The sequence below is a fragment of the Halodesulfovibrio sp. MK-HDV genome (assembly GCF_009914765.1).
Taxonomy (GTDB): Bacteria; Desulfobacterota; Desulfovibrionia; order Desulfovibrionales; family Desulfovibrionaceae; genus Halodesulfovibrio.
Window position 1 is genome coordinate 50,139 of sequence record NZ_WYDS01000015.1, and the last position, 19,826, is coordinate 69,964.

At 46.3% G+C, this 19,826-nt stretch carries 13 protein-coding genes and 3 pseudogenes; 4 read left to right on the forward strand and 12 right to left on the reverse strand.

All coding sequences use genetic code 11. From position 1 onward, the window contains the following. Positions 1–321: 321 nt before the first annotated feature. Positions 322–1,392, reverse strand: a complete 1,071-nt coding sequence (locus MKHDV_RS12380; RefSeq protein ID WP_160715740.1) for a branched-chain amino acid aminotransferase — start codon at positions 1,390–1,392, stop codon at positions 322–324. 231 nt (positions 1,393–1,623) lie between these two features. Then, positions 1,624–2,628 (reverse strand): hypothetical protein, encoded by a 1,005-nt coding sequence (locus MKHDV_RS12385; RefSeq protein ID WP_160715742.1) that lies wholly within the window; start codon positions 2,626–2,628, stop codon positions 1,624–1,626. Between the two features lie 340 nt (positions 2,629–2,968). Between MKHDV_RS12385 and ybgF the strand changes: the two genes are divergently transcribed. The 3 genes from ybgF (at position 2,969) to MKHDV_RS12400 (ending at position 6,856) form a co-directional block, all read left to right on the forward strand. Next, positions 2,969–4,009 carry a tol-pal system protein YbgF gene (gene ybgF / locus MKHDV_RS12390; protein WP_160715744.1) on the forward strand — a complete coding sequence of 347 codons (1,041 nt, stop codon included), beginning with the start codon at positions 2,969–2,971 and terminating at the stop codon, positions 4,007–4,009. A 9-nt stretch (positions 4,010–4,018) separates the two neighbouring features. Further along, a complete protein-coding gene (gene dprA, locus MKHDV_RS12395; protein WP_160715746.1) occupies positions 4,019–5,755 on the forward strand; it encodes a DNA-processing protein DprA in 1,737 nt (578 codons plus the stop codon). Between the two features lie 132 nt (positions 5,756–5,887). Further along, positions 5,888–6,856 carry a tyrosine recombinase XerC gene (locus MKHDV_RS12400; RefSeq protein WP_160715748.1) on the forward strand — a complete coding sequence of 323 codons (969 nt, stop codon included), beginning with the start codon at positions 5,888–5,890 and terminating at the stop codon, positions 6,854–6,856. 482 nt (positions 6,857–7,338) lie between these two features. Here MKHDV_RS12400 and MKHDV_RS19225 read toward each other — a convergent pair whose 3' ends face one another. The 5 genes and pseudogenes from MKHDV_RS19225 to MKHDV_RS12420 all read right to left on the reverse strand — a co-directional run bounded on the left by MKHDV_RS19225 (position 7,339) and on the right by MKHDV_RS12420 (position 12,942). Further along, a complete protein-coding gene (locus MKHDV_RS19225; protein ID WP_371416029.1) occupies positions 7,339–7,908 on the reverse strand; it encodes a TIGR03936 family radical SAM-associated protein in 570 nt (189 codons plus the stop codon). 303 nt (positions 7,909–8,211) lie between these two features. Continuing rightward, positions 8,212–9,914: pseudogene (locus MKHDV_RS12405) on the reverse strand (TIGR03960 family B12-binding radical SAM protein); the annotation flags it as partial. 155 nt (positions 9,915–10,069) lie between these two features. Then, entirely contained in the window at positions 10,070–10,423 is a 354-nt protein-coding gene (locus MKHDV_RS12410; RefSeq protein WP_160715750.1) for a hypothetical protein, read from the reverse strand. Between the two features lie 71 nt (positions 10,424–10,494). Further along, entirely contained in the window at positions 10,495–11,679 is a 1,185-nt protein-coding gene (locus MKHDV_RS12415; RefSeq protein WP_160715752.1) for a nitrate/nitrite transporter, read from the reverse strand. A 189-nt stretch (positions 11,680–11,868) separates the two neighbouring features. Further along, positions 11,869–12,942: a phosphotransacetylase family protein gene (locus MKHDV_RS12420; RefSeq protein ID WP_160715754.1), complete on the reverse strand. Its 1,074-nt coding sequence runs from the start codon at positions 12,940–12,942 to the stop codon at positions 11,869–11,871. Positions 12,943–13,456: 514 nt separating this feature from the next. On the opposite strand from MKHDV_RS12420, the gene rnc reads away from it, so the two are divergent. Further along, the gene (gene rnc / locus MKHDV_RS12425) at positions 13,457–14,137 is read left to right on the forward strand and encodes a ribonuclease III (protein WP_160715756.1); all 681 of its coding nucleotides are present in this window, start codon (positions 13,457–13,459) and stop codon (positions 14,135–14,137) included. A 70-nt stretch (positions 14,138–14,207) separates the two neighbouring features. On the opposite strand, the gene MKHDV_RS19230 is transcribed toward rnc, so the two are convergent. The 5 genes and pseudogenes from MKHDV_RS19230 to MKHDV_RS19240 form a co-directional block, all read right to left on the reverse strand. Next, positions 14,208–15,716, reverse strand: a complete 1,509-nt coding sequence (locus MKHDV_RS19230; protein WP_160715758.1) for a flagellin — start codon at positions 15,714–15,716, stop codon at positions 14,208–14,210. Positions 15,717–15,850: 134 nt separating this feature from the next. Further along, positions 15,851–16,405: a flagellin gene (locus MKHDV_RS19235; protein ID WP_160715863.1), complete on the reverse strand. Its 555-nt coding sequence runs from the start codon at positions 16,403–16,405 to the stop codon at positions 15,851–15,853. Between the two features lie 956 nt (positions 16,406–17,361). Next, positions 17,362–17,782, reverse strand: a pseudogene (locus tag MKHDV_RS12440) (flagellin); the annotation flags it as partial. 200 nt (positions 17,783–17,982) lie between these two features. Beyond that, positions 17,983–18,233, reverse strand: a pseudogene (locus tag MKHDV_RS12445) (flagellin); the annotation flags it as partial. Between the two features lie 136 nt (positions 18,234–18,369). Further along, complete coding sequence (locus tag MKHDV_RS19240) at positions 18,370–19,701, reverse strand: flagellin (RefSeq protein WP_371416030.1); 1,332 nt, start codon at positions 19,699–19,701, stop codon at positions 18,370–18,372. Between the last annotated feature and the right edge of the window lie 125 nt (positions 19,702–19,826).

Here is a 19,826-nt window from a genome sequence, read left to right on the forward strand (position 1 = left end):
TTCTGTGTAAATATGTTAGCTACGTGCACAGAAGAATCAAATTTTGGAGAGTTCTGCTCAAGGTCGTGGGGCATAAGCCGCGTGAGACCATAAAAAAACGTGCTGGTCTCGCTAATAAAAGTTTCTGGAGATTCTTAAGAACCTCTTGCAAGAGGTTCTTAAGTCGCCGAAGGCATCCCGCTGATAAGCGCTGTCGGAGACAACAAAGCGTCGCAGACCTGCCAGAGGCAACGCACCACAAATTCACATCGGTAATATACAGTAGTCACAAAAAAGACGCCCAAAAGGGCGCCTTTTTAATGATCTAAGGGCAGGTGATGCTTAGTAGCGAGGAACCTGAACGAGCCAGCCTTCTGGAGCTTCAGTATCGCCGCGCTGCATGCTTACGTATTTATCGTAGATAGCGCGGGTGTGTTCACCGATTTCGCCGTTACCTACAACATATTCTTTGCCAGCATCGGTTACGTATTTACCAACTGGGGTAATTACTGCTGCGGTACCGAAACCGCCAGCTTCGATGATGTCACCGTTTTCAATCTGCTCGAGGAAGTCAGCAATTTTGATGCGTTCCTGACGAGCATTCGGGAAGAGATCCAGCACTGACTGAGAAGTGATGGATTTAAGGATTGTGTCGGTAAATTCTGGAATGATGATAGTACCGTCTTTCTTGATATGGAAGTGGTTCATTGCACCAACTTCTTCAAGATAGGTATTGGTTGTATCAAGGTAGAGTACCTGAGCACAATTTTTTGATTTTGCAAATTCCTGTGCACGCAGAGACGCGGCGTAGTTGCCACATGCTTTAGCAGCACCGGTGCCGCCTGGTGTAGCGCGGTGGAATTTTTCTGTTACGAGCAGGGTAACTGTATTGCTGAAGCCGCCAGCGTAGTAAGGGCCACTTGGTGAGAGCATGATACAGTAAGTGTAGTTAGCACTTGGATGCACACCAAGGGAGTCCTGTGTAGCGAACATGAACGGGCGAATGTACAGAGAAGATTCTTCAATGTTTGGACACCAGTCACGTTCAACGTCGAGCAGGCGATTGAGTGCTTCAACCTGAAGATCTACTGGAATTTCAGGCATGCAGAGAATTCGTGCAGATTCGTTAAGGCGTTCTGCGTTTTTATCAAAGCGCCATGTGAAAATCTCATCATTGCGCTGAAATGCTTTTGCACCTTCAAAAATAGCCTGACCGTAATGGAGTACCATAGCGCCAGGGGCAATAGAGAAGTCCTGATAAGGAACAACACGCGGGTCTTTCCATTCGCCATCTTCGTAATCGCAAAGGAACATGTGGTCACTGCGCATCTGGCCGAATGAGAGTGTTTCAAGCTCTAACAAACATTCGTGATTCCGTTTTTCTTCAGGGAGCAAATCAAGTTTAAAATCCATTCCAGAATCCTCTTCTATCCGGTTGCATACCGTTTATAATTCAAATTGGTGGTTCACCAATATTCAGTCAATCTGAAGAATATTTGAACAGATTAACATATGTTGTCAACGACTTTTGCACAAAAGTGTAAGTTCTGTTGCGAGTTCTAATTATGTTAAAAAGTGTGAGGAAAAAAGAAAGCCCGACGCGGATAGCGTCGGGCTTTCTAAAAACTCGCAATGAGTTGGACGCTAGCTAACAATTATTGGCTGTACCATGGTCATCATGATGCCAATGTAGGCTGCGAACAATAGACTGATGTCGGCAATAACCATGACGATTCCGGCACAGTAGATGCTGACTTTTCTGCGCATTGGTGTTGCGCTAAGTACAATAAATGTCCAGAGAATGCAGGCAAAGACAGGCAGAAGAAGGGCAAAAGCCCACGCCATTACAATTGGGTTCTGCAACAGGTCGTTAAACATACTCGTGGTTATGAGTTCAGTAACAACGGACAGGTGGGTAGCTGCAAGCATTGCAAAGGAAGCTGCAAGCTGGAGCACTGTGCCACCAATAGCCCATTTGGCTGCGTATGGTATTGCAAATTTATAGTAATCACGACCGAAGTCGTCTTTTTCTCTGCGGGATATCAGGTACATTTGCCCGAAGGTGCCGCACAGGGCGAAGCCTGTAATGAGACCAAGACCGATGTAGGTAATGAATGCTTTTGAACTTGCGGCTGTAATAAGCGCAGTCAGTATCTCGAGCGGTGTTCCAGCAGAAGGAAGGAAATGCTCAATGGACTGAAGCACGTTTGCAAACATTCCAATGCAGATAACTGCACAGAACAGGAGAGCAGAACTTACCAATCCAAGAGTGATATGCGCGCTTTTTTGTTTGCGCATAGCTTTCCAAGCGTTGAAGTACACGGTCAAGACGATTGATGCGAGTATGATAACGCCGATCGTTATAAACAGTGGTAGTTGATACGGGCCTTGAAGCATAATCGGATCAACTGTCAGGTAGCGGACAACTCCAAGGGCGAGTATTGCCAGCGTGGTGCCACCGAAAACGAGACACATACGTGTAAGCTGCTTGCCGAATTTATCGTAGAAACTCTTTTTTTGAGATTTTGCGATGCTCTGGCTGATAGCAGAAATAAGAGGAAGAGACGGCACGGCGAGAACAGTCATAATGACTAAAAAGCCGGCAAGTCTAAGTCCTAAAAACTGAGGGTCGTTGAGTAGCCCATTCATGCTACAAGAACTCCTTTGGATGCATTTGCACGGCTTCTATGCCGAGCAATGGTTTATTGCACCATTTATACACGAAAAGCAAGTTTCCCTGTGTTTGCCAGTATGCACGAAAAAAGGTGTAACAGGTGTTCTTTCTTGAAAAAATAACTTCTGTTGAAAACAAATTGAAGGTATGCTGCGCGTTATATTGGGTTGCAGATGTAGTTATCGACTGCTGTAATCGGAAAATGGCTTGGTAGCAGTGGGCGGGCATAGAGGAGCGGCAATGATTCGGCGGTTATTTGTAGGTAGTATAATATTAGTATGTTGCGGGTGTAGTACTGCGAATATGCATACGGACGTGGCAAGTACTAAGTGGCGTATGGAAAATTTGGAGCAGCGTTTTCTGGATTTTAGAGAAAATGCTGCGGTGCGCGAAGCTGGTCTTTCGACGCGCATTGCCAATTTAGAGAAGCAACTGGGTCTTCCTGTCCCGTCGCAAAAAGAGTTGATCGGTTCGTCTGCTCAGCTAACATCAGATGTGCATGTTTTTACATCACCTCGTAGCGTTAATACTGCGAAACAGAGTATGGCAGACGATCTTAGTGGTTCTGCATTGTCTAGCGGCACACGAAAGGCCGTTAAGAGAGGCTCTAGTTCAAAGTACGTTGATGCAAAAAATTCAGCTGTAGAAAAATCTCTTAAAACGAATCCACGTCCCGCTACTCTGGCGAAAGCAAATGCACGGGTGCCTTTTGTGCCGTTGAAGAAGGACTCTGTAAAGCCTTCTTCGCAGCGCTTGGCTGCTAGTACCAAGAGTATCGCAAAGCCTTTGCATACACCTTCCGGTAAGCGTTCCGCGTCACCATCTGTAAAGCCAGCAGCTATGACTTCGGTTCAACCTGTCAAAAAGGCTGCACCAACGCCTGTTGTAAAAACACCTACAACACCAAAAGCTACATTGGCTAGTTCTGCGCCGCGTGTTGTTCCTCAGACTTCCAAAAGAAGTGTTCGTCCGCCTGTAATGAAGACCGGTTCCACTTCCATGTACAAACATGCCTTGCAGCTTCTTGGGAAAGGAAGCTACATAGAAGGGCGTGAGCGTCTTGAAGAGTTCTTAACTGAATTTCCGCATGATCCATTAATGCCTAATGCTGTGTATTGGGTGGGTGAGTCGTTCTATTCGCAAAAAGATTATCTCATTGCTGTGGACTTGTTCCGCGAAGTGCTCCGTCGTTTTCCAGATAGCAGCAAAGCACAGGCGGCAATGTTGAAAATTGGTTATTCCTATGAGCGGCTGGATGAATTTTCTGAAGCGCGTCGATACCTTCTTAAAGTGGTTGAGAAATATCCAAAAACGAACGAAGCGCGTCTTGCCCGCAAAATGCTTTCCGGTATTTAATAGATAGATATGAATGCAACTCCTGTAAGCTGCCTTGCGACTTTGTCGGAAGATAGACGAGAAGATTTTTGGGCGTCATTGGCGCTACGGTACACTGCTGGCATCGGATTTAGAACCGCCAAGCGGCTTCTGGCTGAGTATGGTTCTGCCAATGCCGCCATGAAAGATATTAAAGGCTGGTCTGCGCGGGCTTCCATTTCCGCAAAGGTTGTGCAGGCTGTGCTTAGTAACCAGTGGCGGGAGCAGGCACGAAAAGAGTGGGAGAATGCCGCGCAGGTTGCTTGCGAGGTGCTGCTGTGGTCTGACCCGACGTATCCTGACCTGTTGCGCGAAATCCCCGACCCACCACTATTTCTGTACTATAAGGGCGATGTTTCGTTGCTGACGAATCCGTCTATCGGGGTTGTTGGCTCCAGACGCTGTTCTAAAGACGGAATACGCACCACGGAGATGCTGAGCCGGACATTGTCTGCCTCCGGTGTGACAACTGTTTCCGGTCTTGCACGCGGTATTGATTCCGTTGCTCATGCCCATGCTCTTGCAGGATGGGGAAGCACGATTGCTGTACTTGGTACTGGCATCTCGCATGTGTACCCGCCGGAAAACAGAGACTTATTTTTTGATGTTGCAGATCGCGGCATTATCGTTACGGAATTTCCTCCCAATATGCCTCCGGAAGGGCGCAATTTTCCTCTACGAAATCGTATCATCAGTGGCCTGTCTCTTGGTGTGCTCGTTATCGAAGCAGTACCTAAAAGTGGCAGCCTTATTACTGCACGCCATGCTCTGGAGCAAGGGCGCGAAGTTTTTGCTGTGCCGGGGCGTATGCAGGCGCGTTCTTCATCAGGATGTCATGATCTTATCCGTCAGGGTGCAACCGCTGTGTTCTCTTGCGACGATATTCTTGTATCTATCGCCCCGTTGCTCGGAATTTCGCTTGATAACTTCACCAGAACAGGGAATATCTCAACCTCAGTTTCTTCTGCGCAACCTTCTGTTGTAGCTCCGATGCCGGATCTCCCAGAATCGGAGGCTGCTGATGTTGTATGTGTAGGAGTCGAACCTCATCAACTTGATGAATCCCATGACACTGAAGAAGCTACTAAGCCTGAACAACCTACTAAAGTTGAAGGACTTTCTAAGCCTGAAAAAATTGCTAAATCTGAAGAAACTTTTAAGCCTGAAGAAATTATTAAGCTTGAAGAAACGGCCACACCCGAAGAAACTGTCAAAGTAGAAGTTGTCAAACTAGAAGAATCTGCTCAGCCAGCCGAATCTATTTTTGCTGAACCAGATTCCGTCGAGCCTGACCACAACGAACGAGCAGTTGAGCGTGAGCTAAGCATAGAAGAGCAGCTTCAAGCGATCCCAGAAGTTATTGAGATTCCTTTGTCAGTGCCTGTTGCAAGTGATGAACCTGCAATAACGGACGTGGCTTCAGACGGATCGAATGCTAGCAACGAGAATGCTCATTCTGTTTTGAATTCCGAAGATGATGTAGTGCTTCCTAAGGCTAAGCTTTGGGTGCATTCCGACATTCTACCGTTAGAAGAAAAAGTTATTGATCCAGATGCGCCGCTCGATGATCGAATAATTTTACTACTCACAGGCGAAGAGTCTGTGCATATAGATGTGCTCAGCAGAATGCTCAGCGTTCCTGCATCGCAGATCAGCACCGCATTACTGATGCTCGAAGTGGCAGGGATAGTGCGGCAGGTTCCGGGAATGAAGTACGCAAAAGTTTAGCGAGCATCCGGTGCGGCACGTCAGCATTCTTCAGGCGCCAATTTTCTATTGTTGACGGCTGTTGACCGTCTTTCACAGCCTTTTGTTTTTATAAAAAGACGTTGCGACATCCCAGATTAGATGGAGAAGATCATGTTTGCGGACGATACGTTTGATGGTGAATTACCCGACCTGCCTGATATGGCGGAAATGTACATAGGGCACTTGAGTATTGAAAAAGGATATTCAGGTGCGACTATCGAAGCGTACGCACGGGATTTGTTCCAGTTTGAAACGTACCTGCATCGAACACAACACACGCTTGATACGCCAGAAAAAATTGGACGCGAGCATATCCGTGGTTTTTTAGCAGAGCTGCATCGTGTGCAAATTGGCAAAACTTCCATGGGACGCAAACTTTCTGCGCTACGTGGATTTTTTAGATATATGGCAAAGCGTAAGCTTATCGAAAATATTCCAACAGAGGGCGTTCGCAATCCCAAAGCACCGCAAAAACATCCGATAGCTCTCAATGTTGATCAAACTTTTGAAGTGCTGAATAAAAAGAAGCAAGTAGCAGCAGAATCCACCCGTAAGCGCGCCTATGGCGAAGAGCAATTGTTACGCGATCTCGCATTAGCTGAACTTCTTTATGGTTCGGGATTACGTATTTCCGAAGCGCTGCGACTCGATCTTTACGATATCAACGTGAATTCAGGCATAGTGCGAGTGACAGGCAAAGGCGAAAAAGATCGCGTTGTGCCTCTTTCAGACACTGCAAAAGATGCCATGAACGCATGGATTTCTGTCCGGAGTAACCTCGACGGAACTGGGCAGGAGCCTGCGTTGTTTCTCGGTGCTCGCGGCGGCAGACTCAACCGTCGTCAGGCAGCACGGCTTATAGAAGACCTCTGCAAGCGTGTAGGTCTACCGCAAGCCGTTTCGCCGCACAGTTTACGCCATTCTTTCGCAACGCATCTACTCGAAGCAGGAGCCGACATGCGCAGTGTTCAAGAGTTACTCGGACACGCACGGCTCACCACAACGCAGCGCTACACGCATCTTACCATCGCCAAGCTCGTTGAAGTTTACGACAAAGCACATCCTGGTGGGAAAGAGTAAGTAATATTTACCTTTTTTATACCTCTGGCGACGCTTATCAGGGGGATGCCTCTGGCAAGTCTCCGACGGCTCTCCGAGGGGCAAGGGCGCTGCCCTGCACCCGCAAGGGGGACGCCCCCTTGACCGCGATTTTTATTGCGAGTGGCTTTTGTCAAAGATATTTTCACGCGGCTTAAAACCACTGACTTGAATAATGAGATAAAGGGTTATCCTTCATTTGAAGGATAACCCTTTTTTAGTTTCTGAAAGGTAATGGCGCATAAGCCGCGATGTAGCCATAAGAAACGTGCTGGCCTCGTAGATAAAAGTTTTAGGAGAGTCCAGAGAAGCCCTTTTACAAAAGGGTTCTCTGGCCGCCGGAGGCTCGTCGAAGACCCGCCGGAGGCATATAAAAACTCAAGCGCCGCAGGCACAATAAAAGAAAAGCCCGTCACAACGTGACGGGCTTTTCTTCTTCTATTAACTTATTTTCGACCAGCTGCTTAAGGCATGTGCTGATCGAGCTTGGTCATTTTGAAATCAAGGATGTCGAAACCTGGTGTGATGGCTTTAACGATGTTGACTGGCGACACGTAGTTGGTTGTCCAGTCGAGGGTGATGGTGATGTTGTCTTCGTTGAAGATAACTTTTGCGAACACAGGACGTACATCCATGGTGCGGTCACCTTTTTTAGTAGGGCGCGTCCACATGATGGATTCTTCTTCGAGCATATCTTTGAATGCCTGAATAAAATCGTCTTTGCGTGCTTCGTCGCCTACGTATTCAACACTGAATGTCTCTGCATATGGCTGCGCTTGTTTTTTGGACAAGGTGAGCTTTTCTACGGCAACTGGGTACATGCCGGTAGGTAACGCAGGGATGAGCTTTTTGAATACTTCTTCTGGTGTGAATGGCTCACGAATGAAGATGTTCACCCATTCTTTTTTGCTTGTTACGCCGATTGGCAGCGCGCGGCCGAAAGAAATGAGCGGCAGCGGGTGGAAGCCCTGAGAGAAGGTGAGCGGAAGCTCTACGCGCCGGAAGATACGCTCAAAGATGGATTGTAGTTCCAACTGTGAGAGGAAGATGGATGCGCCTTCTTTGCTGTACCAGATGCGCAGATGCGCAGCTTTAATAGTGAGGTGCTCTGCAAGCTTTGGCGGCTTGTTGGAGACTTCGGACTTGATGACAATTCGGCCTTTTTCGTCCAGCTCAAGCTCGTGTGCTTCCTGATCCCGTGCGTCGTTGTTGAGAATGTTCTGGTATTTTGTGTCTTCGGTAAGACGTTCCAGCTCGGATTCTAGTGCGCCTTTGTCACAGGCGCCACATGCACGGCATGCACCGTATCGACAGTCGTCAGTAATTTTTTCTTCTTTCGCGCGTTTGAGTTCGCGAAGGAGGAATTCTTTATTCACACCGTTGTTGAGATGATCCCACGGGAGAGCTGCTTCGGTGTCGCGACCGCCTGTGTATTCTTCAATGGTGAGCCCGTGTTCTTCGAGTGCTTCGAGGTACGGATCAACGGAGAAATGCTCCATCCAGCTGCTGAATACAGCACCTTTGGCGTAGGCGGTTTCCACAACGTTGGCGAGACGACGATCACCACGGGAGAAGATGCCTTCGAGAAGACTGGATTCTGGCTCATGCCAGCGCATACGCATATTTTTTTCTTTCTTGAACTGGTCGCGAAGATAGAAAATGCGGCTGCGTATTTCTTCGTAAGAAATTTGCGGTTCCCACTGGAACGGAGTGTTCGGCTTTGGAACAAATGGAGAGATACCTGCGGTTACCTGCATTTTTCTGCCAGCTGCGCTGCGTACTTTGCGGCAAAGCTCTACAATTTCATCAAGGTCTTCGTAGGTCTCAGTAGGCAAGCCGATCATAAAGTACAGTTTAACCTGCTGCCAGCCGTGCTGCCAGAGCTTACGTACGTGGGTGATGATGGCTTCTTCTGTGATGCCTTTGTTGATTACGTCGCGAAGACGTTGGCTGCCTGCTTCCGGTGCAAGGGTTGCACCTGTGCGGCGGATGGAAGCCATTTTTTCCATGATGTCATCATCGATGGAGCCAACGCGTAATGAAGGCAATGATACGGAAACTTGTTCCTGTGTACAGCGATCTACGGTGTTCATAAACAGCTCTTTAAGAGCGGAGAAGTCACCGGTGGATAAAGAGAGGAAAGAAAGATCGTCGTAGCCTGTTGTTGTGAGGCTTTCCTGTACGATTTTTTCCACGTTCGGTACGGACCGTTCACGCGCAGGGCGGTAGGTCATACCTGCCTGACAGAAACGACAGCCGCGGGTACAACCGCGTGCGATTTCCAACGCAAGACGGCTATGTACTGCGCCGAACGGGATCGGCTGGCTGGTAGGGAAAATGGCATCGTCCATTTCTGGTACAACTCGGCGAGTTGGGCGTGCGGTAATGTCTTCAGTCGGCACGAGCATGGCGCCTGCTTCTTTTTCTTCAAAGAAGGACGGTACGTATACACCCGGAATTTTCGCCGCACGAAGGAGAAATTCGTGTCGTGATGTGTTTTCTTTTTTACACTGCTCAAGAGTTTCGAGCAAATCTACCATCATGAACTCGCCTTCACCAAGAGTCATGAGATCCATGAATGGTGCAAGTGGTTCGGCAGATAAGGTGCAACCGCCGCCAGCATGATGATCGGTATGTCGAGTGTGTCGCCACGATCTGCTGTACGGAACGGAATATTGCTTAAGTCAAGCATGTACAGGATGTTTGTGTAGCAAAGCTCGTGAGTAACATGGAAGCCAACCATGTCGAGATCGCCAAGAGGTGTGTCGGATTCCAGCGTTGCAAGCGGTGTATTGTGGTCACGCAGAACCTGTGCGGTATCTACACACGGGGTGAAAACGCGTTCTGCCCACCAGTTTTCACGCTCGTTGAGAATTCCGTAAAGAATCTTTTGACCAAGGTATGACATACCCACTTCGTACATGTCTGGAAATGCAAGTGCGGTGTGGATGGAAATGTCTTTACCTTGTTTATGAACGGTTCCTTCTTCAATGCCGAGGTAACGGCTTGGTTTTGGAACCAATTGCAGCAATTCACGCATGGAATGTCCTTATTTTATACCTTTGGCAGGGTAACGGCGCTTGTATCTGCGACACATTCTCACATTCGTGATGTGTCGTAAAAAGTTATGTCGTGCAAAACAGGTAAGAGGCGACAAAAATGCCGCCTCTTAGAAACTGTTGTAAAATAGCGTAATTATTTTTTCAGAAGCTGGGAGATATCGGTAACGTTACCGCCTGCGCCACCCTGAAGGTCAAGATTGCCAAGGCCACCGGTGGAAACGGTAAGGTTAGAAGTAGCTTCGAGATATTTTGTTTTAAGATCTTCCGGACACTCTTTGTATTCGTAGATTACGTGTGCGGTAGAAATTTTAGCGTCGAAATCTTGCTCAAACGGATACCCGAAAGGCAGGAGCATCATCTGTACACCTTGCTGAGTTGGTACAGTCTGTAAAACAGCAACTTCGGTAAGCATGTTATCTTCAACGTTTGCTTTGCCAATGAGCATGTCGCCGCTCACCAATTTAACTAATTTAATTTCATAAGCCATGTTCTGCTCCTTAAAGTAAGTTCCGGCTTTAGGTAGGTATTCGTTCTGCAACTGTCAAGTTATTCAGTGTGCTAATCTTTTGATGGCGTAATGAATAGCGCGAGCATACTTGCGAAGGTAAGCGCGCTTAGTATTCCAAAACCAGCCTCAAAGGAGAACACGTCACCGCAGTATCCCAAAAAGTTCGGCATGATACCTGAGCCGATGAAGCCAATAAAGGGCATGGTAAATGCGAGAACAAGTGATTGTTCTTCCGGTGGAAAGAAATCCGAAAAAACCTTGAAGATTACAGGGAATAGAATAGCTGGAAATAGTGGTTGTGCAATTATTGCCGCTGTGAGGAACGCACCCTGCATTGTTGCCATGAGCGCAAGGGATACCCCGCTTAAAAACAGTCCTGCGAAAAGTAGAGGTTTAATACCTGTTTTGCTGGACACAAAACCGGCAGAAAGCGCCATGACTGGTGTTGCGAGTCTTGATATGGCAAGCAGGTTGTTTGCTTCTGGGCTTGTCATATTCTGTTGATCAACCAAGAACAGTGGCAGCACATAATACGGTGCAATCTCTAGCGTAAGCCCGATGCCGGCAAGCACAAAGAAGATCCATGTGTTACGTCTGGTAATGATGCGCTTGAGGGTAGCAAAGCGTGGTGGGGCTCCATTGCCTGTGCCTCCTTTGCTGAAAAGCCCAAAGAAAATGGCAAGTAGCATTGCCGCTATGCCTACATACCGCATGGCACCACGCCAGTCTGTGAACAGAAGCATGATTTCTACAATGAACGGTGCGGTAATGAATGCGAGATTGGGTGCTAATTCATGGATGGAGAATGCTTTGCTTATATCGTCTTTCTCAACAAGGGAGGCAAGTGTTGCCATGCCGGATGGAAAGTACAGTCCGGCAGAAAGTCCGAAAAACAATAAGCCTAGTTGCAGTTGCAGGTAGGTTGTCGTGAGCGATAGCAGGGCAAAGCTTGCACCGGAAAAAAATATAGATGCTGTAATGATGTGTTTGTGTGTGAAGTGGGTAGCAAGAAAGCCGTTCGCAAAAAGGCTAACGCTTAACCCAAGCGAGCGCACAACAAGTAAGCTGGTTGTCAGCGTGTAGGAGAAGTGAAATTCTTTTTGAATGGAAACAAGTAGAGGCGATAGGAGTGCCCGTTCCACACAATTAAAATAAAAAATGAGCGCAACAAGGCAAAGATAAGGAAATGCAGTGCGAAAAGGTAGCGCGTTGTGTTGTGGGCTAGTTGTAGACATGCATAGCTCTTGTTCGGAATGTAGAGGTACTATTGATGGCGGAATATTTTGAAGAAATTAAAGCGTATTATGAAGTTGTGAAAGAGCTGTATGCGGGTACTTGCTGATGGCATAATTTTTTTGAAAGGCGGCTGTGAAAATCTAGCTTTAGCAAGACTTACCCAGCCGCCGGAGCAACAATCTAAAAAATTATTTGTTAACCAGTCCCATACGTTCTTTGAGGTATTCGAAATCGATTGAGGAACTCACAAGCTGAGCACCCTGACGAATTTTAATAACATCGCGCAATTTGTGTCTGGAAAGAATTGTTTCCATCTTTTTTGCTACGGTATAGGTATCGTCGCGAACAACGACAATAGGGATATTCAGCACCTCTGAGCGGGTGAGAATAATATCGTTAGGGTAAAGGTTACCGGTGAGCACGAGGCACGGGCAGTTGCCTTCAAGGGCAACAAGCTGCACGTCGGAACGGTCACCACCTACGATAACGGCGGAGTTTTTATTCTTTCTAAAGTGCGTCATGAAGTTTTCAACCTGCATGGTGCCGATGAGGAAGTTTTCAACAACTTTCCCAGACTTGGACGGGCAGGAGATAACTTTACCGCCGAGGCGTTCTGCAAGGTCACTTACTTTGATCGCACCCATAAGCGGATCTTTTGGAATTACGCCGAGTACTTTAATGTCATTACGTTCTAGGAAAGGCTTAATGAGTCCATCCACTTCATTCATAAAGCTGGAAGGAATATCATTTAAGATAACACCTGCGAGGCTGTCCCCGAGAACATCTTTGAGCACGACAAGGTAGTCGTAGTTCAATTCTTTATCGAGTCGATCGATAACGATAATTTGCAGGCCGAGCGCTTTGGCAACGCGCATGCCATCAATGTTGCAATAACGGCCAGAGTACATAGAGCCGGAGCCTGCAACAACCATGGCATCTTTGCCCTCTGAAAGTTGTTCATACCCGTGCTTAATTGATGGCATAAGATCATCAAACTGCCCGCTGAAAGCACGAACTTTAAAGTCCTGTGTTACGACGACCGGACTGACAAACTGCGGCGGTGCATCTTGTCCAAGAATATCCTGAACAAAAAATGCATCCTGATCACCGAGTACTCCGTCACGTTCTTCCGGTACAGCGCCCACTGGTTTCATGTAACCTACATCAAACCCTTCTTTTTGAAGACGCAGACCAATGCCCATAACAACCATGTTTTTACCGGAATATCCGGATGTAGAGCCAATGTAAATTCCTGCAGCCATTGCGTCCTCCTGTCAAAAAACTATATAACCGTACTGCGTTACGTATGCACAGTTGAGCAGAAAATGCTAACACAGATGTCGGAACAATATCATAAAAAGTAGTCAGCCGTGAATAGACGACGGACTAAAAAAGTATAATAAAACAGATAAAGCAGTTTGAGCTAAAATGCGAGTTACACTTTGCCGTATTATAACAGAGAAAATCAAGGAAGATATTCACTGTTTTTTGGTTCAGGATGCCCAACGAGCCATCTGTTCGTATATCTAATTGAGTGTATGTTACGAATGTGTAGTGTATGTTGCACAAATGCAATGTTTATTACATAGTTTTGGACATAATTGATAGAAAAATAGCATCTGTATTTACATACGGACAAAAAAAAGATAACCGCCAATGCAAACTTATACGATCACCGTATGCTGTTGATAAGAATTGTGTAGAAAAGGCAGCTATTTTCTTTTTTACCCAGGCATTTATTAGCAGAAAAGCACCGTTGTGTGCGAGAAGGATAGTATGCTCGAAAGATTGCAAGAATACATTCGTTATACATTTACCGACATTTCATTGCTTGAAACAGCTCTTACGCACAGTTCATTTGCGAATGAACATGGCGGAGCGATAGAACATAACGAACGATTAGAATTTTTAGGTGACGCAGTTCTTGAAATTTGCGTTTCCGAGCGCTTGTTTGCCAAGTTTCCTAAGGCTAGAGAGGGCATATTAACCCGTATGCGCGCGAAGCTGGTAAGTAAACCGTCTCTCGCGAATTTGGCTATTGAAATGCAGCTTGAAATATATTTGAAGCTTGGCAGAGGTGAAGAAGCACAGGGCGGGCGTGACAGACATTCTTTATTGAGTGATGCGTTCGAGGCTGTGCTTGGTGCAGTATTCCTTGATGGCGGATATGACAGCGCGCTGGCATATATAGATAACGTGTTTGAAGGCAAGTGGCCTAATGAACCGGAAAACACGAAGGCTAAAGATTACAAAAGCCGCTTACAGGAACTGACACAGAAAAAATTTAAAGACCGTCCGTCGTATACGCTTAAAAGCAGTAAAGGCCCTGAACACGCTAAGGTGTTTGAGGTTGAGCTTGGTTTACCAGATGGAACTTTTGTTATCGCAGAAGGTCCAAGCGTAAAACGTGCAGAACAGTATGCAGCCAGCATTGCACTCGACAGGCTTGATGTATAACTGACGATATATGAGCCAATAAAAAAAGCCGGAGAAATTCTCCGGCTTTTTTTTGTTCTTTGTAAACTGACTAGGACTGACTAAGCAGTTTGCGTGCTGTTTCCGGCAAAGAGTTTGCCTGTACCAGAATAGACATTGCAGCATTTGCCATAAGCTGCTTGCGGTTGAATTCAACCATTTCGTCTGCAACATCTACGTCGGAAATACGAGATTCTGATGCCTGTGCGTTTTCACGCTGGATAGAAATGTTATCGATGGTTGCTGCCAGTCGATTTTGCGTTGAGCCGATGCGTGCGCGGATAGCATCTTTTTTGATGATAGCTGCTGAAAGATTGTCCAATGCGTTGCGTGCGCTTTCTTGTGTTAAGAGAGAATCTCCCGCCTCAATACCGAGCCCCAAAGATTTTGCACTGACTTTATCAATCTTAATACCGTAATGATCGGTTGATTCGTTACGAGCACCGAAGGTGAATTTGATCGTTGCAGCAGAGTCCGTCTTGATGTTGTTCTGTACTGTTGAGAGATCAGCCTTTGCCTGCGCACTGTTTTCATCAACTTGTGCTTCAGTCAGTGGAGGTGTCCCGTGTACAGGTACCGTTGTGTAGCTGACGGTGTGGGTTCCGGCATCATAAACGAATGCTATTTTCCCATCATCCCCAGCAAGTGCAGGATCAGTGCTGCTTGGGTCAACAAAGGTTTCAGTGATTTCACCCTTAGGGTAATCTGCTGTAACACGGAGTTGTTCACCGGCGTTTGTTGTTACGGTACCGGCGGTAGGCAAATCTTTCCAGGTTTTGCCGCCGTCTGAAGAAATTTCGTAGCGAACGCTTGTAGCATCGCTTGGTTCATACTGCTTGCTCAGGCTATACACTTCAGAGCTTACAAGTTCCTGATCGCCTGCAACAGGTTGTGTCTCAGGTGTAATAGAAGTGGTGCCATCTGCATTATAGGTATAGGTGGCGTTTGTTGGAACCGCGCCGCCTACTCCCTTGTGTGAGAATGTAGCAGTCGTGGTAACGGCAAAACCGTCTTCGTTTCTGTTCGTGAAAGTTGCAGTGTCAGTAGCGCCGATAGTGGATATAGCTTTGTTTGTCGCATCTACAGCGGCAGTGCCGGTGGTAGTGGGGGCTGCATGCTCTACTGTGAAATTATGCTGGTAGCCGTTCAATAACTGCTTGGTGTTAAATACACTGCTTTCAGCAATACGGGTCAGTTCTAGAGCAAGTTTCTGATATTCCTGATTGATCAATTTGCGTTGGGAATCAGTGTATGTACCAGTTGACGCCTGCTCTGCGAGCTCTTTCATTCGAATAAGTTGAGCGTCAATAACACCGAGAGCACCGTCTGCTGTCTGGATCATGGAGATGCCGTCATTCGCGTTGCGTAACCCTTGACCAAGGGTTTTAATATCAGCACGCATAATCTCGCGAATAGCAAGACCAGCTGCATCATCTGCTGCTGTTCCAACACGAAGGCCGGAAGAAAGGCGTTCGGTAGATTTTTCTATACCGCTATAACTTTGGTTAAGGCTGTATCTGGAATTTATTGCCAGCATATTGTGGTTAATGGCCAAAGACATATTGTATAACCTCCATGTTCTACAAAGCTATCTAGCAGCAGTGACGATGCATTTAAAAAACGACTGCAAAATCGTTGGGAAAAAGCCGGGGAAATTTGCCCCGGCCTTTATATGTATTAAGGGGACGTTTGCTATTAGCGTGCGTCGAGGAGTTTCTGAGCCATTTTCGGCAGGGAGTTAGCCTGTGCGAGCATGGATACTGCAGCGTTTGTCATGATCTGAGTTTTGTTGAATTCAGTCATTTCAGTTGCTACGTCCACATCAGAGATACGGGACTCAGAAGCTTGCAGGTTTTCTTTCTGAATAGATACATTTTCGATGGTTGCAGCGAGGCGGTTCTGAGTGGAACCAATTTCTGCACGAATTTCGTCTTTTCTGGTAATAGCGATCGTTAGGTTGTCCAGTGCTTTTTTAGCATTGTCCTGAGTTTCGATATTGTCACCGGCTACATCACCAACACCAAGGGACTTAGCGGTCGCCATGTTGATATAAGTATTGTAGCTGTCGGTTTCCTGGCTACCGGAACCAAAGTGTACGTTTACTACAACCAGATCTTCAGATTTAACGTTCAGCTGGGTAGAAGAATCCTGTGCACCAGCACCAGTAGTCATTCCCAGATCCATACCGTACTGAGTTTTGGTTATGGTAAACGCGCCATCTGTGTTGTTAGAGAACGTATCACGAACCATCTGGTTGTCGCTGTATTCAGCAGTGATACGGAATTCTTTAACACTGCTTGAGATGTCAAGTGTACTACCAACAGTAGCATTAAGAGATAACTTTTCCCAAGTGTTAGTAGTCTCATTATATGCTTCAATGGTGTATTCTTGAACAGGCGTCTTTATAGAACCATAACTGCTTGTAGCAGAAGATTGTACGGCTTTGGCTTTATTGATTTCACCAGTCTTTCCATCATGAGTGAAACTTGCCTTGTTAGGAATAACGCTTGTTGAGTTGTCCTCAAAGAAAGATGTGGCGTCATTGACTACAGTTACACCAGTCTTTGTAGTTTGGGTAAATGTTTTAGACGCAGCTACCTCAGATTTTACCTGAATAGCTGTGGTAGATAATGTACCGGTACCAATGGTGTAATCTGTACCTGCAGTGTTTTGCGTTAAGCTAAATGTGCCTGCAGTGTTGTTTGAAAATGTATCTCGGATTACAGAACCGTCAGTATTTTCAGATGAAATCCGAATGTCATTATTTGCGGCAACATAGGCGCCAGCGTCAACTGTTGCTGTGATATCAACCCACTGAGTGCCATCAAATTGTTCAATTGTGACTTTAGTGCCTGCGTATTGTCCCGTAGTAATCGTCGAACCAGCAGCATCAAGCGCAGTTGCACTAGTCAGTTCACCAGTTTTAGTATCGATGCTTCCTGAACTAACAGCAATATCATTTGCAATTACTGCTTTGCCAGATCTTGATTTGTACGAGATGACGTCAACAGCAGTTGCATTAAATGTTTGTATACCAGTGGCGTCCGTGGTGCCAAGCGTTGTAGTGCCTGCAGTTTTAGTTACAGTTTCTGAGGTAGGGCCAATACTAGTCCAAGTTTCGGTGTTGCCATCTTCGTTAACTTTTACAGCGTCTTTTGCACCAGCGCTTGAAGCGACGCTATTTTCAACTTCAATGTCCTGGCCGGAGCCAGCGAGTAATTTTCTGCTGTTGAAATCAGTATCTTGTGCGATACGTGTAATTTCTTTAGCCATGAGCTGGTATTCTTGGTTGATCATTTTACGCTGAACGTCGGTGTACGTACCGGTAGCTGCCTGTTCGGCAAGCTCTTTCATGCGGATGAGTTTAGCATCGATAACGCCAAGACCACCATCAGCGGTCTGGATCATTGAGATACCGTCGTTTGCATTGCGCAGGCCCTGACCAAGGGTTTTAATATCTGCACGCATCAGCTCGCGCATTGCGAGGCCAGCAGCATCGTCAGCTGCGGTGCCAACGCGAAGTCCTGAAGAGAGTCTACGGGTAGATGTTGCGAGTTTACCGTAAGAATCGTTCAGGTTGCGGGTTGCGTTCATTGCCATCAAATTGTTGTTAATAACTAAAGACATATTGTATAACCTCCATGTTGTACTGCTTTGTATAAAGCAATGGAGGTGCCAGTTTTAAAAATATCAATATAAACAGAGTGTTAATAGTGAATAAAGAAAGATTAAGTTATTCTTAATAAAGAATTCAGGTCATTTTTTCCTTATAATTCGAACAGTGAGCCTGTAGATCTAATGGGTTGGAAAAATTTGCAGGGTAGAGGAATGGAAAGAGCCCCGTCTGCTGTCTGGGACATGGATATGCCGTCATTCGCGTTACGTAATTTTTGACCAAGAGTTTTACAATCAACCACGTATAAGTTCGCGAATGGCAAGGCCAGCGGCGTCATCTGGTGCTGTTCCAACACGAAGGCCGGAAGAAAGGCGTTCAGTCGATGTGCCCAGATCGCTGTAACTCTGATTAAGGCTGTCTCTTGATTATTACCAGCCTATTGTGGCCAATGGCTAAAGACATATTGTATAACCTCAATGTCCTACAAAGCTATCTAACAGCAGTGACGATACGTCTAAAAAAACGACTGCAAAATCGTTGAAAAAAAAGCCGAGGAAAATTTCCTCGGCTTTTATATGTATTAAGGGGACGTTCCCTATTAGCGTGCGTCGAGGAGTTTCTGAGCCATTTTCGGCAGGGAGTTAGCCTGCGCGAGCATGGATACTGCAGCGTTTGTCATGATCTGAGTTTTGTTGAATTCAGTCATTTCTGTTGCTACGTCCACATCAGAGATACGGGACTCAGAAGCCTGCAAGTTTTCTTTCTGAATAGATACGTTTTCGATGGTTGCAGCGAGACGGTTCTGAGTGGAACCAATTTCTGCACGAATCTCGTCTTTTCTGCGAATAGCGATAGTCAGATTGTCCAATGCTTTTTTAGCATTGTCCTGAGTTTCGATGTTGTCGCCTGCTTCTTCACCAACACCAAGGGACCTAGCAGTCGCCATGTTGATGTAAGTATCGTAGCTGTCGGTTGACTGGCTACCGGAGCCGAAGTGTACGTTTACAACAACAAGATCTTCAGATTTAACGTTCAACTGGGTGGAAGATGTCTGAGCAGTCGCACCAGTAGTCATTCCTAGATCCATACCATACTGAGTCTTGGTTATGGTAAATGCGCCGCCAGTGTTATTAGAGAATGTATCACGAACCATCTGGTTGTCGCTGTATTCAGCAATGATGCGGAATTCTTTAACAGACCCTGAAATGTTCAGAGTGTCTCCAGTGGTATTTCCAAGAGATAACTTTTCCCAAGTATTTGTAGTCTCGTTGTAAGCTTCAATGGTGTAATCTTGAACAGGGGTTCTAACATCCCCGTAGCTGCTTGTTGCAGAGGAATTAACTCTTTCTGCGTTGTTGATTTCACCTGTTTTAGCATCATGTGTAAAATCGGCTGTAGAAGTAGCAGATCCAGCAGAAAATCCTTCAGCATAGGATAGTGCTGTGTTGGTAACAGAAACGCCAGTCTTTGTTGTGTGATCAAAAGTTTTTGCAGCGCGGAAACCAGACTCAATTTTAATTCCTGTTGTAGAATCTGCTACGGTTTCAATAGTAAAACCATTCGCAACCTTCGAAACCGTAAACGCACCGGAGCTGCCAGAGAAGGTGTCAGAGATGACTGATCCATCGGCTTTCTCAATTGTGAGGCGGATAGTAGCGCTTGCTGCTGTAGTCGTGGTAGCAGTGATCGGTGTCCATGTACCATCAGCGTTAAGTGATTCAGCTGTAACAGTACCAGTGGCATCCGTATAGGTTCCGTTTGCAGCTGAGATGCCTGCCTTTATATCAGTAAACCCGCTAAGAAGTTCACCTGTTTTCATGTTCACTGTTGCTACATCTGTAGCAGCTTGGTCAACCGTATTAACTACTTTAGCAATACCTGAACCGGATGTGTATGTGAAAGCTTTGTCATCAACTGCAGGAGCTGGCATGGCAAAGGTTGTAATTCTATTTGCATCAGTTGTGTTAGCACCAAATAAAGGATCAATTGCAGTAAGTGACTCTAGGGTAGCTGCGCCTTCTTTACTCCAAGTTTCGGTATTGCCATCTTCATTAA

Bases quoted from the DNA above. Each gene is read 5' to 3' on its own strand.
- MKHDV_RS19240 (WP_371416030.1), bottom strand. From the start codon at position 19,701: ATGCCAGCTCCTGCAGTTGATGACAAAGCTTTCACATACACATCCGGT.
- MKHDV_RS12420 (WP_160715754.1), bottom strand. From the start codon at position 12,942: ATGGCTGCAGGAATTTACATTGGCTCTACATCCGGATATTCCGGTAAA.
- rnc (WP_160715756.1), top strand. From the start codon at position 13,457: ATGCTCGAAAGATTGCAAGAATACATTCGTTATACATTTACCGACATT.
- MKHDV_RS19235 (WP_160715863.1), bottom strand. From the start codon at position 16,405: ATGGTTCGTGATACGTTCTCTAACAACACAGATGGCGCGTTTACCATA.
- MKHDV_RS19230 (WP_160715758.1), bottom strand. From the start codon at position 15,716: ATGTCTTTGGCCATTAACCACAATATGCTGGCAATAAATTCCAGATAC.
- dprA (WP_160715746.1), top strand. From the start codon at position 4,019: ATGAATGCAACTCCTGTAAGCTGCCTTGCGACTTTGTCGGAAGATAGA.
- MKHDV_RS12400 (WP_160715748.1), top strand. From the start codon at position 5,888: ATGTTTGCGGACGATACGTTTGATGGTGAATTACCCGACCTGCCTGAT.
- MKHDV_RS12415 (WP_160715752.1), bottom strand. From the start codon at position 11,679: ATGTCTACAACTAGCCCACAACACAACGCGCTACCTTTTCGCACTGCA.
- MKHDV_RS12385 (WP_160715742.1), bottom strand. From the start codon at position 2,628: ATGAATGGGCTACTCAACGACCCTCAGTTTTTAGGACTTAGACTTGCC.
- MKHDV_RS12380 (WP_160715740.1), bottom strand. From the start codon at position 1,392: ATGGATTTTAAACTTGATTTGCTCCCTGAAGAAAAACGGAATCACGAA.
- MKHDV_RS12410 (WP_160715750.1), bottom strand. From the start codon at position 10,423: ATGGCTTATGAAATTAAATTAGTTAAATTGGTGAGCGGCGACATGCTC.